Annotated in this window: 13 protein-coding genes; 6 read left to right on the plus strand and 7 right to left on the minus strand. The window is 37.5% G+C overall.

Going from position 1 to position 15,741, the window contains the following annotated elements:
* Positions 1–111: 111 nt before the first annotated feature.
* From HNP38_RS08610 to smpB, 5 genes are all read right to left on the minus strand, one after another.
* Complete coding sequence (locus HNP38_RS08610; protein ID WP_184187811.1) at positions 112–1,083, minus strand: glycosyltransferase family protein; 972 nt, start codon at positions 1,081–1,083, stop codon at positions 112–114.
* Positions 1,080–1,907, minus strand: coding sequence for a UDP-2,3-diacylglucosamine diphosphatase (locus HNP38_RS08615; RefSeq protein WP_184187814.1), 828 nt, complete (start codon positions 1,905–1,907; stop codon positions 1,080–1,082). Before HNP38_RS08615 ends, HNP38_RS08610 begins: the two co-directional genes overlap by 4 nt.
* A 57-nt stretch (positions 1,908–1,964) precedes the next feature.
* A complete protein-coding gene (locus HNP38_RS08620; RefSeq protein WP_184187817.1) occupies positions 1,965–2,705 on the minus strand; it encodes a YebC/PmpR family DNA-binding transcriptional regulator in 741 nt (246 codons plus the stop codon).
* A 96-nt stretch (positions 2,706–2,801) separates the two neighbouring features.
* Complete coding sequence (locus HNP38_RS08625) at positions 2,802–4,295, minus strand: OmpA family protein (protein ID WP_184187820.1); 1,494 nt, start codon at positions 4,293–4,295, stop codon at positions 2,802–2,804.
* Between the two features lie 77 nt (positions 4,296–4,372).
* A complete protein-coding gene (gene smpB, locus HNP38_RS08630; protein WP_184189524.1) occupies positions 4,373–4,831 on the minus strand; it encodes an SsrA-binding protein SmpB in 459 nt (152 codons plus the stop codon).
* Positions 4,832–4,953: 122 nt separating this feature from the next.
* On the opposite strand from smpB, the gene HNP38_RS08635 reads away from it, so the two are divergent.
* Positions 4,954–6,576 (plus strand): ABC-F family ATP-binding cassette domain-containing protein, encoded by a 1,623-nt coding sequence (locus HNP38_RS08635; RefSeq protein ID WP_184187834.1) that lies wholly within the window; start codon positions 4,954–4,956, stop codon positions 6,574–6,576.
* Between the two features lie 70 nt (positions 6,577–6,646).
* Here the strand turns inward: HNP38_RS08635 and HNP38_RS08640 are convergent, their stop codons facing one another.
* Entirely contained in the window at positions 6,647–7,459 is an 813-nt protein-coding gene (locus HNP38_RS08640; RefSeq protein ID WP_184187837.1) for a M48 family metalloprotease, read from the minus strand.
* Between the two features lie 111 nt (positions 7,460–7,570).
* Between HNP38_RS08640 and recJ the strand changes: the two genes are divergently transcribed.
* The 5 genes from recJ to HNP38_RS08665 all read left to right on the plus strand — a co-directional run bounded on the left by recJ (position 7,571) and on the right by HNP38_RS08665 (position 13,776).
* Positions 7,571–9,283 (plus strand): single-stranded-DNA-specific exonuclease RecJ, encoded by a 1,713-nt coding sequence (gene recJ / locus HNP38_RS08645; RefSeq protein WP_184187840.1) that lies wholly within the window; start codon positions 7,571–7,573, stop codon positions 9,281–9,283.
* Positions 9,284–9,328: 45 nt separating this feature from the next.
* Entirely contained in the window at positions 9,329–9,913 is a 585-nt protein-coding gene (nadD, locus tag HNP38_RS08650; protein ID WP_184187843.1) for a nicotinate (nicotinamide) nucleotide adenylyltransferase, read from the plus strand.
* Positions 9,914–9,966: 53 nt separating this feature from the next.
* Complete coding sequence (locus HNP38_RS08655) at positions 9,967–10,308, plus strand: DUF3817 domain-containing protein (RefSeq protein WP_184187847.1); 342 nt, start codon at positions 9,967–9,969, stop codon at positions 10,306–10,308.
* A gap of 240 nt (positions 10,309–10,548) precedes the next feature.
* Positions 10,549–12,837 (plus strand): TonB-dependent receptor domain-containing protein, encoded by a 2,289-nt coding sequence (locus HNP38_RS08660; RefSeq protein WP_184187850.1) that lies wholly within the window; start codon positions 10,549–10,551, stop codon positions 12,835–12,837.
* Between the two features lie 75 nt (positions 12,838–12,912).
* Positions 12,913–13,776 (plus strand): alpha/beta hydrolase, encoded by an 864-nt coding sequence (locus tag HNP38_RS08665; protein ID WP_184187853.1) that lies wholly within the window; start codon positions 12,913–12,915, stop codon positions 13,774–13,776.
* A 202-nt stretch (positions 13,777–13,978) separates the two neighbouring features.
* Here the strand turns inward: HNP38_RS08665 and HNP38_RS08670 are convergent, their stop codons facing one another.
* A complete protein-coding gene (locus HNP38_RS08670; RefSeq protein WP_184187856.1) occupies positions 13,979–15,736 on the minus strand; it encodes a discoidin domain-containing protein in 1,758 nt (585 codons plus the stop codon).
* Positions 15,737–15,741: the final 5 nt, after the last annotated feature.

The following is a 15,741-nucleotide window of genomic DNA, read 5'->3' on the forward strand; positions in this document are numbered from 1 at the left end:
TGGTTTTTTGGTGTTAATAAAGTTTTAGGTGTATATAAATTTATACATTTCTATACTAAAAGCATTATTTTACAGAAAAAAATTCACCAAAAATAAATATTAATAGAATTATTACATTCCTAAAACTTCTTTCAACAATATTTCCTCAATATCATCCGGATAGTCTACCTTGAGGTGCTTATCACAGGCTACCCATTCCATTATTTCCGAAAGTTTCAGGGTTTTGGAATTTCGGATTCCCATTTTGTTCAGGGCATAAGCGTTACATTCCTGCTCATATTGATTATGGATTGGGATCACAAATAATTTCTTATCCATAAACAGGGCTTCTGCAGGAGTCTCAAAGCCGGCATTGCATAGAATTCCGTCACAGCTCTCAAAATATTTCAGGTATTGCGCTTCATCGATCGGAAAAACCTCAACATTTTTTTCCTTGAACTGAGTTTTACTGTATTTGGAAAATACTTTCCACTCCACAGGAATCTGTTTCAGCACTTTAATGATGTTATCATCTGAAAAGCTCGGCAGGTAAACAAGATAATACCCTTTTTTATCAGGATTCAGATTCCTGATCTTTTTCCTGATCACAGGCTTTTTGATCCGTGGATGGTAATTTTCAAAATGAAAGCCTATTTTTCTTTCTCCGGGTACATAATATTTTAAGATAAGCTCCCCGAAAAAATCCTTCTTTTCAGGTTTTGGGGTTTCTTTAAAGCTTAATGAGGCCTGATGGCTCAGCTCGATCATCGGCAGATGCTTCAGTTTACATGCCCAGCCCGTCAAAGGTTCAAAATCATTAATAATTAAATCATAATGTGATAGCTCCAACGTTCTGATCGTTTTTACAGCTTCAAAAAAATTATTCTGAGTAAGCGTTTTCCAATAGGATAAACCGCCTGTTTTATTGTAAAGCAGGGAAATACCCTTAAATTGGAAATCGATGTCAAAATCAGCCTTTAACTGGGATTGATGACCACTGATCAGGGTATCAACCGAGGCATACTTTTTCAGAATGGGAATAATTTCCTGGGCTCTTGCCATATGACCGTTCCCTGTTCCCTGAAATGCATAAAGAATCTTCATCCGGAGAAATTGGTTACTATTTTCATAAGCTCGGAATGATTCATATTCTGAATCTCTTCAGCTTCATCATCCTTAAGCAGATGTTTGTGATCATCATAGTAGAAAATTTTCCATTGATGATCATGATATTCCAAAGCAGACAGGTTTTCAATCCAGTCTCCTGAATTAAGGTAGGTACATGAGCCTTTCTTATTGACTACGTCCCGGATCTGGGGCTGATGGATATGTCCGCAGATCACATAATCGTAATGATTATCTATTGCCAGTTCAGAGGCTGTCATTTCAAAATCTCCGATATACTTCACCGCTTTTTTTACGTTATTTTTGATCTTTTTTGAAAATGAGTATTTTTCTTTACCCATTTTTTCAAGAAACCAATTTACAATATTATTGATAATAATGAGCAAATCGTAGCCTTTTCCTCCCAATTTTGCGATCCATTTGGAGTGCTGTACGGAAGCATCGAAAACATCTCCATGAAAGATCCAGGTTTTCTTCTGATCAATGTCCAAACAGATCTTATTGCAGACTTTAAGCTTCCCTAATTCGAAATCGGTAAACTTCCGGAACATCTCATCATGATTCCCTGTAATATAATAAACTTCTGTATTTTTAGTAGCGAATGAGAGGATCTTTTTAATAACCCTCAGATGGGGTTTAGGAAAGTAAGACTTTTTGAATTGCCAGACATCAATAATATCACCATTCAAAACTAATGTTTTAGGTTGAATGGAATTGAGATATTTCAGCAATTCTTTAGCCTTACATCCATAAGTTCCCAAATGAACATCCGAAATAACGACTAACTCAACGTTTCTTTTCATAGTTTTATGCAAAGAAACTAATTGAAAGTTAACTGTATGTGAATGTTATGTTATTTTTTATAAAGAGTTCATCAACTCTTCTGTAATTTCCATATTGTGATATACATTCTGTACATCATCATCATCTTCGAAGCGCTCAAGCATTTTCATATTGGCCTTGAACTGGTCTTCCGAAACTTCTTTTGTATTGTTCGGTATTCTCTGAAGTTCCGCACTTTTAACTTCGATTCCCAATTCATCCAGTTTATGGGATAAAGAACCGAAATCTTCAAAGGCAGTTGTGATCATTACTTCTTCTTCATCCTTATCAATTTCTTCCGCCCCGCCATCAATCATTTCCATTTCGAAATCATCCCAGTCCATTTTAATCTGAGAAAGGTCTATATTGAAAATTCCTTTTCGGTCGAAGATAAATGCCAGTTCCCCGTTTTTACCAAGATTACCATCAAATTTATTAAAAACCGCTCTTACGTTGGCTACAGTTCTTGTGGTGTTATTGGTAGTACATTCCACGAAGAATGCCACACCTCCCTGGCCGTATCCTTCATAGGTAATTTCTTCATAGTTTTCAGCATCCGCACCACTTGCTTTTTTGATTGCCCTTTCTACATTATCTTTTGGCATATTGGCCCCTTTCGCATTCTGGATACATCTTCTCAACGCAGGGTTGGATTCAGGATCACTCCCCCCTGCTTTTACAGCTAATGCAATGTCTTTACCTATTTTAGAGAACGTTTTGGCCATTTTATCCCAACGAGCCATTTTAGAAGCTTTTCTATATTCAAATGCTCTTCCCATTTCTATTTTTTTAATTTTCAGCAAAATTACTTAAAAGTCAACGAAAAAAAAATACCTCCAAATGATTGGAGGTATTTATTATTTAGAAAAATTTAATTATTTTTTCTTTTTAACTACTTTTTTCTTAGCTGGAGCTTTTTTAACAGCTTTTTTCACTGGAGCGTCCTCGTAATCTTTTTTCTTGATTGAGTTCCACTCATTCATATCAGAAATTGCTCTCACAATTACTTTTCTATCTGATTGTCTTTCAGCATCTGTAGCAGTTTCCGGCTGAAGAGCTTTTGCTTCACCTACTCCGACAGACTTAAGAACCTCTGGATTAATACCTCTTGCATCAAGAGCAGAAACTACCGCAGCGGCTCTTTCTCTTGAAAGTTTCAAGTTGTAAGCATCAGAACCTTTCTTATCAGTCTGACCTTCTAATAAATAACGGAATCCTTCTCCTTCATCATCTTTGATGATTTTTGCAGCATTATCTAGAGCAGTTTTAGATTCTGGTCTGATAGTAGCCTTATTGAAATCAAAGTATACATTTTTGAATTCTGTTTCAATATCTTCTACTCTTGGTTTTTTTGGAGGAGGACATCCGTTGAACTCAGCTACACCTGGAACTGTAGGACAAGCATCATCTTTATCTAAGATACCGTCACCATCTGTATCTGGCCAAGGACAACCATTGTTTTCAGCAGGTCCTGCTACTGTAGGACAAGCATCATCTTTGTCGATTATACCGTCACCATCTGTATCTGGCCAAGGACAACCACCGTTTTCAACAGGACCAGCTACGTCTGGACATTGATCGTCTTTATCCGGAACTCCGTCACCGTCTGTATCAGGACATCCCTGGAATTCAGGTAAACCTGGTGTATCAGGACAAAGATCATCTTTATCCAAGATACCATCCTTATCTCTGTCTCTGTTACCAAATCTGAATAATAGAGATGCAGAAGCTTGCCAGAAGTTAGCAACTGTAGATTTATCACCCGGAGTTGATACATAATCTCCCTGAACACCTAAACCGAAGTTTTTAGTCACCCAGAAGTTAGCACCAGCACCTGTAGCAAGTGTAAAGTGGTTAGCTTTACCATTCTCGTTACCACCATCTCCATTCTGTACCCACTCACCGTTAACAGATTGTCTAGGGAATGTAAGACCAGAATAATCGTGTCTTAAATAGTTAGCACCCACTCTTAAATATGGATCGAACCAAGATTCTTCATTCCATAAAAGACCTGCAGCTTTAGCTTGTAAACCAAGACCCGTCATTAGGAAAAATTCTTTCCCCATGTTGAATCTTTCATTTTCAACATTCCCTACGGAAGTCTGCCAGTCAATTACCAAACCTTTACTAATATTTCTAGCAACTGTAAGTTTAGATAATGGAGGTGTAATAGAGAAGTTGTTCATATTGAACATGGTCTTCGTTAAATTGTTAGCAGAAAACGTATTACTGAACTCAGAACGTACCGCTTTATGGTTTTCCGCGTGAGCACCAACCCCGATCAACCACGGATTGTTGGTAGTCTGTGCGAAAACAGTAGAGGCAACAGTAAGCGCCAATGCTGAAATTCCTAATTTTAGATTTTTCATAGAATTAAATGATTAAATAATTGATAATGCAAAATAAATATAATTTTTCTTTATACACAAAGTTTTTCAAATGATTTTTAACTTTTCTTTAATATTCTGTCCAGGTTTCGTTTATTTTCTCTATCTTTTATCGCTTCCCTTTTATCAAAAAGTTTTTTACCTCTTCCAAGTGCTATTAGAATCTTTGCCTTGCCTTTATCATTGATGTATAGTTTTAAAGGTATTATGGTATTCCCTACGTCCTTTAATTTTTTTTCCAGTTTTTGCAATTCTTTTTTGTGCAACAACAATTTCCGTTCCCTTTTTGTTTTATGATTATAAAAGGTTCCCAATTTATACTCATCAATCATCATATTAATAATGTATAATTCCCCTTCAATAAACTGGCAGAAAGATTCCGTAATGGATGCTTTGGAAGAACGCAAAGATTTTATTTCAGTTCCCGTTAAAACCATTCCTGCCTCAATTTCTTCAAGAAGCTCATATTCAAACCGCGCTCTTTTATTTAATATACTTACCGTTTTTTCAATCTTCATCATTTTAAAATTTCGTTAATGGAATTTATAAAAAATACCTTTTGTTTAAAAACTTGACTATTATAATTATTACGGAATACCCAAATTCTTTTCGTATTTTTGCGCCAAATTTACAAAACTATATGTTAACAGTATCTAACTTATCTTTACAATTCGGGAAAAGAGTACTTTTTGACGAGGTAAATATTATGTTTACCAAAGGAAACTGCTACGGAATCATCGGAGCCAATGGAGCAGGAAAGTCTACATTCCTTAAAATATTAACAGGAAAGCAGGATCCGACTACAGGGCATGTATCTCTGGAACCGGGGAAAAGGATGTCAGTTTTGGAACAGGATCACTTTGCTTATGATCAGTATACAGTTCTTGAAGCTGTTTTGAGAGGAAACAAAAAATTATTCGAGATAAAAGAGGAAATGGATGCTTTGTATGCAAAAGAAGATTTCTCTGATGAAGACGGCATTAAAGCAGGTGAACTCGGTGTAGTTTATGATGAAATGGGAGGCTGGACAGCGGAATCTGATGCTCAGACCATGCTTTCCAATGTGGGAATTACAGAAGATATGCACTGGCAGATGATGAGTGAACTTGAGAACAAGGATAAAGTAAAAGTCCTTCTTGCCCAGGCTCTTTTCGGAAACCCTGATGTTTTGATCCTGGATGAGCCTACAAATGACCTTGACATTGATACCATTTCATGGCTGGAAGATTTCCTTGCAGATTATGAAAACACCGTAATTGTGGTTTCCCACGACCGTCACTTCTTAGATACGGTATGTACACATATCGGGGATTTAGATTATGCCAAGCTTAATCTTTATACGGGTAACTACTCTTTCTGGTATCAGGCATCCCAGTTGGCAACAAGACAAAGAGCTCAGGCTAACAAGAAAGCTGAAGAAAAGAAGAAAGAGCTTCAGGACTTCATTGCCAGATTCAGCTCAAACGTTGCAAAAGCCAAGCAGGCCACTGCAAGAAAGAAAATGATTGATAAGCTTAATATTGATGATATTAAGCCATCTTCTAGAAGATACCCTGCTATTATTTTCGAAATGGAAAGAGAAGCAGGAGATCAGATCCTGGATGTAAAAGGTCTTGAAAAAACAAAAGACGGAGAGTTACTTTTCTCAAATGTGGATTTAAATCTTAAAAAAGGAGATAAAGTTGCCGTCCTTTCTAAAAACTCTTTAGCCATTACAGAATTCTTTGAAATTCTGGCAGGAAATGTTGAAGCGGATAAAGGGACAGTTGCCTGGGGAGTTACTACCAACCAGTCTCATATGCCTTTAGATAATACAAATTTCTTCCAGGAAGATATCAACCTGGTGGACTGGCTAAGACAATTCACTAAAAATGACGAAGAGCGTCATGAAGAATTCGTGAGAGGGTTCTTGGGAAGAATGCTTTTCTCCGGAGATGAAGCTTTGAAATCATGCAAGGTACTTTCCGGAGGCGAGAAAATGAGATGTATGTTCAGCAGAATGATGCTTCAGAAAGCAAATATTCTATTATTGGATGAGCCTACTAACCACTTGGACCTTGAAAGTATCACAACTCTGAACAACTCGCTATCCAACTTCAAAGGAAATCTTCTATTGGCTTCCCATGACCACGAAATGCTTCAGACAGTCTGTAACAGAATCATCGAACTGACTCCGAACGGAATTATTGACAGAGAAATGACTTATGACGAATATCTTGCTGATAAGAAGGTAAAAGAACTGAAAGAAAAGATGTACGCTTAAGAAACAACATCTGAACCATATAATATAAATCCTCAAAGTAATTTGAGGATTTATTATTTTATTAATAGGCTTATTTTGTAAGCTTTGCTGCCGGTAAAGTTACCGTTCCCGGGTCTTTCCATAACCCGTCTTTCTCCGCTTTTTTCTTAATAGCCTGGGCCCTTTTTTCACTATCCGGATGGGAATTGAACATTTTCTGGAAGCCTGATTGTGCACTTCCCTGAGAAAGTAACGCCAATTTTTTAAATGCCGTATAAGCCCCCACAACATCATATTTATTGGCTTTCATAAAATCATAGGAATAAGTATCTGCTTCAGACTCCTGCTTTTTACTGTGCGATGCTTCCAGAAAAGCATTAGCCATTTTGCCGACCTGGCTATTATTAAGCGTAGCAACAGTAGATGAGGCCGAAGAAGCGGCATCAAGGGCAACCGCTTTCATATAAGCTGATTTAATAGCATCTTTGGTATCTTGGTTTTTCACATGCCCTATTTCATGCCCGATGACGGCTAATAACTCGTTATCCGTCATAATGTCCATTAATCCGGAGAAAACACGTACACTACCATCTGCACAGGCAAAGGCGTTGATGTCTTTCACTTTATAAACTTTGTAGTTCAGATTAAGCCCGTCTTGGGATTTATGCTTGGCAAAAAGCTTATTCAGCCTTATGGTATAAGGATCTTTAGGACCGGCAACAGGATTATTCTTATCCATATAATCTACCGATTCTTTAGATAATTTAATGGCATCTTCGTTGGTAAAAGTGAGTGCTTTTGCACCTTTTGAAACTACATCTGCAGCCTTCCCAAGATTAATTTTTTGTGCGTGAAGCGAATGAGCTGCCCCAATACATATGAGGCAAACAATAATTTTTTTCATAGTCGTTTTTTTGTATTTGATGCCCGAAGATAACTATTTTTTAACAATTGCCCAATCAAAACTTCCCTGCAATGATTTCAGAATGCTATTTTTTTTCCCTATTTTTGTGAAATGAGTCAAAAATGGATTTATAAGACCGAACCCGATGAGGAAGTTGTGGACGGATTAAGTTCGTCACTTGGTTTTGGAACTTTTGAATCTAAGCTTCTCGTACTTAGGGGGATTGACAATTATCAAAAGGCCCGCGAGTTCTTCAAACCAAACCTTAACGATATACACAGCCCTTTTTTAATGGCCGATATGCAGAAAGCGGTAGAGCGCATTGCCACAGCCATAGAAAACGGAGAAAAAATATTGGTATACGGCGATTATGATGTGGATGGTACTACAGCCGTTGCCTTAATGTACCTTTACCTCAGCAAAATCGTTGAGAAAAAATACCTGGATTATTATATCCCGGACAGAAATTCTGAAGGATACGGAATTTCTACAGAAGGTATTGATTTTGCCAAGGAAAATGGTTTTTCGCTGATCATTGCCTTAGATTGTGGTATCAAGGCCATCGATATGGTGAACTATGCAGAAGGTCTGGGAATAGATTTTATTATCTGTGATCATCACTTACCCGGTGATGAGATTCCCAACGCGACTGCAGTCCTGGATCCGAAAAGAAATGACTGCCGGTATCCTTTCAAAGAGCTTTCCGGATGCGGGGTCGGATTTAAACTATGTCAGGGATTAAATACGATTTATAAGATCCCGGAATCCGAATTATTTGAGTTAACAGATCTTTTAGCGATCTCTATTGCGGCAGATATCGTATCGATGACCGGAGAGAACAGGGTTTTAGCCAAAATGGGATTAAAAACGCTTAGAAAAACCAGAAATTTAGGTTTAAGGCTATTAATCCCGGAAGATAAGCTTTCCCATTTTGAGATCTCCAATATCGTTTTTGAAATTGCCCCGAAGATCAATGCAGCAGGAAGAATTTCTCATGGAAGGGCTGCTGTGGAATTAATGGTTTCAGACAATCTGAAGCATGCCCACCAGATCGTGGATGATATTATGAACCTGAATGATGAAAGAAGGGAACTCGATATGAATTCTACTCTTTCCGCACTGAACCAGATCATTGAATCCCAGCAGGAAACCAAACATACTACCATTGTTTATCACCCGGAATGGAACAAAGGAGTCATCGGAATTGTAGCATCCCGGCTTATTGAAACCTATTACAAGCCTACATTGGTATTTACCGACGGGAATAATGGAGAAATGGTAGCTTCCGCAAGATCTATTTCTGATTTTGATGTACACGAGGCTTTGGATCTATGTTCTGAGTATTTCCTGAAGTTTGGCGGACATCATGCTGCTGCCGGGCTTTCTATGGAAAAAGATAAATTCGAGGCATTTAAAGAAAAGTTTGAAAGGGTAGTTTCGGAAAAGATCCGGGAACATCAAAAAGAACCTTCTATTATGATAGATTCTGAAATTCTTATTGATGAGATCAACAGAGAATTTATCAATTTCCATAGAAAATTGGCTCCATTCGGCCCGCATAATATGAAGCCTATTCTTGCTTTAACTGATCAGAAGATCTCCGGATATGTAAAAACTATGGGAAAAGATAATAATCACCTCAAGTTTTATATTAAGCAGGAAGCCACCGGCAGGAATATTGAATGCGTTGGATTTAAGCTTGGCCAATATGCAGAAGATTTTAAAAACAAAAATTTTGATATCGTCTTTACTTTGGAAGAAAACCATTGGAAAGGGAATGTAACACATTATCTGAATATTAAGGATGTAAAGTTCAGAGATTAATTTTTACCTCATCCCTAAATTCTAAGCCCCAAGTCCCCATCTCTCATGAAAAAAACAGGTTTGTTTTTCGGTTCATTCAATCCTATCCATATCGGACATATGATTTTGGCTAATTATATCCTGGAAAATTCAGATATGGATGAGTTGTGGTTTATTGTAAGCCCGCAAAACCCTTTTAAAGATAAAAAATCTCTGCTGAAAGATCATAACAGGCTGGATATGGTGCAGCTTGCCATAAAACAGTATCCCAGGATGCGTGCCTCCAATGTGGAGTTCTCCCTTCCCCAGCCCAGCTATACAATTGATACATTAACTTATCTTCACGAAAAGTATCCTGAGTATTCCTTCAGCCTGATCATGGGCGAAGATAATCTGGAGAGCCTTCATAAATGGAAAAATTATGAAACTCTGATCAAGAACCATCATATCATTGTATATCCCAGAGTTTTTGACGGCGAAAAGAAAGACTCCGAATACCTGCAACATGAAAATATTTCAATGATCCAGGCTCCCGTTATTGAACTTTCCGCAACGGAGATCCGAAACATGATCCGGGAAGGAAAAAATGTACGTCCGATGCTTCCGCCTGAAGTTTTTGATTATCTGGATGGCAGTAGTTTTTATAAGTAAGATGTTAGAAATTTAATTCATGGCTTATCATTCATCACTCATAATTTTATATCATGAACTTCATCGAGAAATTTTTTGCAAAATATCCACAGGAAAAGGTCATCAAATGGTTTAAGCAGATCTGTATTGCCGAAGCGATCTCCTGCTTTCTTCTGTATGGTGTGGCTATGATCTGGAAAAGATATGATGAGGAAGGACTTCTCGCTACTATTTTCATTATTATCGTGGGGAATATCCACGGACTTTTCTTCACGCTTTATCTTTTGCTTTGCCTGCCGGCAAGAAAGATCTACACATGGGATGATGAGGATTTTGTTTTTGCCCTGCTTTCCGCATTTTTCCCGTTTGCCACTATCTGGGTGGAAAAAAAATTAGCAAGATTCGATCGGGAGTAATATTAAATTTTCCGGAATTTTAAACCTTACTGTAACAAAATCTGTGTTGCGGTTGTCCTATTATGTAGAAAACCAAAGTATTTTAAAATCCTTAAACAATTTTTAACAACTGAAAATCAATTAGTTAAAATTATAATAGAAATATTTTTACTACTTTGTATTGCATAATACTTAAATTATTATATATCTTTGTAATGTTAAATAATAACAAATACAAGCTATTAACAAATTAAAAAAGTCATGAAAACGTCAATTCTCATTGCAGCTCTTTTTTTCAGCGGATTATCGTTCGCACAGGAAAAAAATTCAGATACTTTAAAGACTAAAAATATAGAAGCCGTTGTTCTAACCAAACCGGTTTTCAAAAAGCAAAGTGACCGTTTTGTATATGACGTAGCTGCTTCTCCGGTAACGAAAGGCAATACTACTTTTGATCTCTTAAAACAAATTCCCATTCTATCAAGTATTGATGATAAAACATTAAAAATTGCAGGAAAAAATAATGCCTTAATCTTTATCAACGGCAGAAAGACCAATATGGATGCCGAGTCACTGGTACAATTCCTGAAAAATACTCCGGCAGAAAATATCCAGAAGATTGAGGTGATCTCAGTTCCCGGAAGTGAATATCAGGTAGAGTCTTCTGACGGGATCATCAATATCATCCTGAAAAAGAAAATGAGCGACGGCCTGAGCGGAAACATGAGAATGTCCAATAGCCAGAATAAGTATAACTCAAGCTCTGCAAGTTTTTCAGCAAATTACAGAAAGGATAAACTAGGAATAAGTGCCAGCCTGAACGGTAGTGAAAATATCCAGCCTCAGTCTTTTATTTTGAGAAACGGTACTGATCTTGTAAAAAATGAATCGGTAGGAGACATTGATGATCCTAATAAAAACCTTGGCGGATACCTGAATATCGATTATCAGTTAACAGATAAGAGCAATCTCGCTTTATCCTGGAATTCCTGGGCCAACAGAAGCTATAATTCCACGATCGACCTGCTCAATACTTTACAGACATTTGATAATTCAGGAAATGTATTAGGTACCCAGTACACACGTACAAAAAATAAGGAAAATGCCCGAAGCTATAACAATTCTGTCAATTTAAATTATGAATTGAAGCTTGACTCACTGGGAAGCAAGTTCAATGTAAATGCAGCTTACCTCAATTATAAAAGATTCCAGAATTCTGATAATAATACGATGCTTCCGGGGCTAGCGGGAGACTTTTCACAAACCGGAAAAAAGATCATTCAGGATATTCCCCAGGTGATCAATAATTTTTCGGGAACTGTGGATTATATTCAGAAATTCAAGAATGAATTCACGTTCTCTGCCGGAGGAAACTTTAATACAACGAAAACTGATAATGATACCCATAATTTTACCTATAATTATTTTTATGACCCGAGCGGAGATCTGGAGAAAATAGAAACCCAATCTGAACCTAATCACTTTGTCTATGATGAAAAGATCTATGGAGCTTATTTAACTCTTGAAAAGAAGTTTTCCGATAAATTTTCAGGAAAGGTGGGTGCAAGGTATGAAATTACAAACAGTTTAGGAACATCGGATAATGCGGCTCCCGAATACCGAAGGATTGAAAGGAATTACAACAATCTGTTGCCTTATTTAAGCTTCAACTATGCCGTTAACGATAAGAATAATATCTCTTATTCATTCTCAAGCAGGATGAGAAGGCCAAGCTTCTGGGAGATCAATCCTGTAAGAAATTATATAACCGAGGTCAACTATACTCAAAATAACCCATTTGTAAAGGCCGCTTCCACTTATAACCAGGAACTGACCTATATGTATAAGAATTCTTACTTCCTGATCCTTAATCACTCCTTATTAAAGGATATGATCACCCAGGTACCGCTGCAGGGATTTGCAAAATCTACTGACGGAACTATAAGTGAGCAGAATGTATTACGTTATATCCGGACCAATTTTGGAGACAGGCAGGAAATGTCTGCCATGGTTGGAATGCAGAAGTCATTCTTTAAGCAGTATTTAACCATGAATTTTAATGTGGGTGTACAGCATAATATCAACAATGGTACTTTAGCTGTGGATCCTACATCAGGTGACACTTTCCTTGATAAAGATGGAAATCCTCTGGTATATACCAATAAGACCAATTCCACAAGTTTTGTGATACAGACCAACAATACTATTCGTTTAGATAAAAAGAAAACATGGTTCCTGGGAGTTAATTATTTCTATGTAGACAAGCAGCAGATAGAACTGGGAGTATTGAAAGACCTGATGAGCCTTGACCTCAGCATCAAGAAGAACTGGAACGACTGGACCTTTGCCCTGAATGTAAACGATGTTCTGAGAACAAATATTGTAGAAATTGAAGATTACCAAGCCAACGGAAACTATAATTATATAAGAAACGACCAATACAGAAGGGGCATGACTCTAAGTATCACTTACAATTTTGGAAATCAGAAAGTGAAAAAAGTAAGAGATATTGAAAGTGCTTCAGACGACATCAAAAACAGAACGAGATAAAGCAATCATTTTTCTTCATATTCATATTTTGTACGAAAACTCGCTGAGAAATCAGTGAGTTTTTTTAATTTTATCATGGTGAGAGATTTACTTGTCATATCAGCATTTTTTGTTACAATCTGGTTTACAACGGACTGTAAGGAGAAAACGATCAAGATCAATAAGGACATTTCTTTTAAAAGCCATTTGAATATCAGTTATGGCAGTGATGCGGAACAAAAAATGGATCTGTACGTTCCTGATAAATACCATGAAACAAAGAAAGATGTTTTTATCATCATTCATGGCGGCGGATGGTATGGCGGAGATAAATCGATGCTTACCCCTCTCACTCTATCCTTAATGAAGAAGTTCCCGAATCATATTTTTGCCAATATCAATTACAGATTGGCAACAAATTCAAGGTATGCCCTTCCCAACCAGACGGATGATATCAATAAAACCATCCTGTTCCTGAAAAAGAAATTAACATATGAGCCTGAGTTCATTCTTCTCGGAAACAGTGCCGGAGGACATTTATCTATGCTGTATGCCTATCAATCGGAAAGAAATAAAAAGGTAAAAGCAGTCATTAATATTGTAGGGCCTTCTAACCTGTCGGATCCAGGTTTCAGACATTACCGTGATTATTCATTTATAGAGGAGCATCTGGTTGATCCTAAGATCATCCCTGATAATATTTCTATGAATGTATTTGCCAGCCCGGTTTACTGGATCACTCCGTCCTCGCCTCCCAGTCTTTCGTTTTATGGCACTTATGATACGATCATTCCTTTGTCGCAAAAGAAGCTTCTGGACTCCGCCCTGCATAAGAACAATGTAGATTACCAATCATTTGAATTTGAAGGGGATCATCTTAACTGGCATAGCGATAAGAAGTTATCTGCTTTCATAGTGGATAAGATTACTGTTTTTTTGAAACGGAAGGATAAAAAATAAGCGCTCTGAAAATTCAAAGCGCTTTATCTTTTTAACTGTTAAAATTTATTTCATAATACTGATGGTCATCAGGTTTTCAAACACGCTTGGACTCTGCTCAATGTGACAATGTAAAATCTAAACGGTTTATTTTCCACGATGTCAGCCTGAGCGGAATCGAAGGCTAAAGTCTTATTAACAAGTATATGCCGTTCTTTAATCTTTACTCAGATTTTGAAATTTCTGTTCTTTCCGAGATTCCGTTGGCATTAAAGGCTTCGATCTGGAAATAGTAGGCATCTGTTCTGTCAGCACCCGTAAAGAAATATTCATTCTTTCCGTAGACCATGATGCTTCCGTACATTTTATCCGGAGATTTTCCCCAATAGATTACATATCCGTCCGCATCGAAGTTTTGCTGCCATTTCATCCAGATGCTTCTTCTTTCTCCATATTTTTTGGCATCAGCTCTTAAGGGTACAAAGTTCTGAACCTTTCCCGGTTTGTTCCCTGTTCCTTTTCCAAACACTCTGAAGCCGCTTAAAGCAAATTTCCCTGTTGGCATTTTCAGATTTTCCATTTTCAGGAATCTTGCTTTTGCTGGTTTTTCCAGTTCTATATAATCGTGAGGAACGTCTTTGGTATTTTTGCTTTTATCTACTATTACATTCCATTTTTTCCCGTCGTTGGAACCATAGATCCTGTACTGATGCATTTTCCCGGATGTTTTTCCTAAAAATTCTACATCCTGATCCGCATAGTTCACTTGAATAGCATTGACTGTGGAAATCTCTCCTAAATCTGTCTGGAACCATTCTCCTGCATCTCCTGTTTTGGCACTCCAATAGGTTTTAATGTCTTCATCCACTGCATAATTGGAATGATATCCACCCAAAGTAGAAGAAACCTGTACCGGTTTATTATAGTTCAGTAGCATCCAACCTGAGAAAAGGCCTTTTGTAAAGTCTTTTCCCTGAGCATACTGCGGAAGATAGGTCGGATAGTCTCCGTAAGCCGTATTACAGTACATCACATCATCTTTATCAAAACCTGCCGGCCAGATCCCTATCCTTCTTTCAAAATTATTTTTGGTGGAAATAAAGATCGTGGAAACGTGCCACCAGTTCTTATAATTGTCTTCAAATGTTGCCCCGTGCCCGGCCCCTCTGGCAAAACCTCCCGGTTTATATGAAAACGGGTTATGTTGCTGGTATTCGAAGCCCTCCAGTGGGTTTTTACTTACATACACTCCGTCAGAGTAACCGCTGAACTCCGTTGCAGGAGCCCCGTACTGCATATAATACTTTCCGTTGTGTTTTGTCATCCATGCCCCTTCTACAAAAGGCTGAAGGAAAACATTATCATTATACTCCCCGAATCTTTCCCAGCCGTGATCTTCCGGTTTTAATCTTATAATTGGCTTTACAAAACCTTCTGACTGCAATGTTTTAACTTTTACTTCTGTTCCCAAAAGCGGCCACTCATTACTTGAACCCCAATATAAATAGAGTTTATTTTTATCTTCATCATAATGAAAAGCCGGATCCCATGCTCCTACTTTCAAGGTATCCACAGCAATTTTCCAGTCATCCTGTGTAGGGTTTGTACTTTTCCAGATCGGGAAATCCTGTTCCCAGGTAGATCCGAAAACATATAATGTATCTTTCATAGCCCAGACAGCTGGCGCATTCAGGTCATGAGTATATTTATTGTCTCTTAAGAATTTCCTTTTCACAAATTTCCAGTCCAGCATATCATCACTGTACCAGTACCCTTCCTGATTGGTAGAAAAAAGAAAAAGTTTATTTTTGAAGTTAACAATTACCGGATCTGCCGTAGCACGATGCTTCCCCTGCTTTGAGAAAACCTCGAAAGGTGTGTAACCGTAATCTATATTTACGGGGTTACAGAATGTTTTTTGCTGGGCGTTAATAAAACAGAATGGCAATAATACGATCAGTAAAATAATTTTTGTCTTCATAATCA

This window comes from Chryseobacterium defluvii (genome assembly GCF_014204415.1).
Taxonomy (GTDB): Bacteria; Bacteroidota; Bacteroidia; order Flavobacteriales; family Weeksellaceae; genus Chryseobacterium; species Chryseobacterium defluvii_A.

Coding starts and splice junctions, on each gene's coding strand:
- HNP38_RS08610 (WP_184187811.1), bottom strand. CDS start 1,083: ATGAAGATTCTTTATGCATTTCAGGGAACAGGGAACGGTCATATGGCA.
- HNP38_RS08615 (WP_184187814.1), bottom strand. CDS start 1,907: ATGAAAAGAAACGTTGAGTTAGTCGTTATTTCGGATGTTCATTTGGGA.
- HNP38_RS08620 (WP_184187817.1), bottom strand. CDS start 2,705: ATGGGAAGAGCATTTGAATATAGAAAAGCTTCTAAAATGGCTCGTTGG.
- HNP38_RS08625 (WP_184187820.1), bottom strand. CDS start 4,295: ATGAAAAATCTAAAATTAGGAATTTCAGCATTGGCGCTTACTGTTGCC.
- smpB (WP_184189524.1), bottom strand. CDS start 4,831: ATGAAGATTGAAAAAACGGTAAGTATATTAAATAAAAGAGCGCGGTTT.
- HNP38_RS08635 (WP_184187834.1), top strand. CDS start 4,954: ATGTTAACAGTATCTAACTTATCTTTACAATTCGGGAAAAGAGTACTT.
- HNP38_RS08640 (WP_184187837.1), bottom strand. CDS start 7,459: ATGAAAAAAATTATTGTTTGCCTCATATGTATTGGGGCAGCTCATTCG.
- recJ (WP_184187840.1), top strand. CDS start 7,571: ATGAGTCAAAAATGGATTTATAAGACCGAACCCGATGAGGAAGTTGTG.
- nadD (WP_184187843.1), top strand. CDS start 9,329: ATGAAAAAAACAGGTTTGTTTTTCGGTTCATTCAATCCTATCCATATC.
- HNP38_RS08655 (WP_184187847.1), top strand. CDS start 9,967: ATGAACTTCATCGAGAAATTTTTTGCAAAATATCCACAGGAAAAGGTC.
- HNP38_RS08660 (WP_184187850.1), top strand. CDS start 10,549: ATGAAAACGTCAATTCTCATTGCAGCTCTTTTTTTCAGCGGATTATCG.
- HNP38_RS08665 (WP_184187853.1), top strand. CDS start 12,913: ATGGTGAGAGATTTACTTGTCATATCAGCATTTTTTGTTACAATCTGG.
- HNP38_RS08670 (WP_184187856.1), bottom strand. CDS start 15,736: ATGAAGACAAAAATTATTTTACTGATCGTATTATTGCCATTCTGTTTT.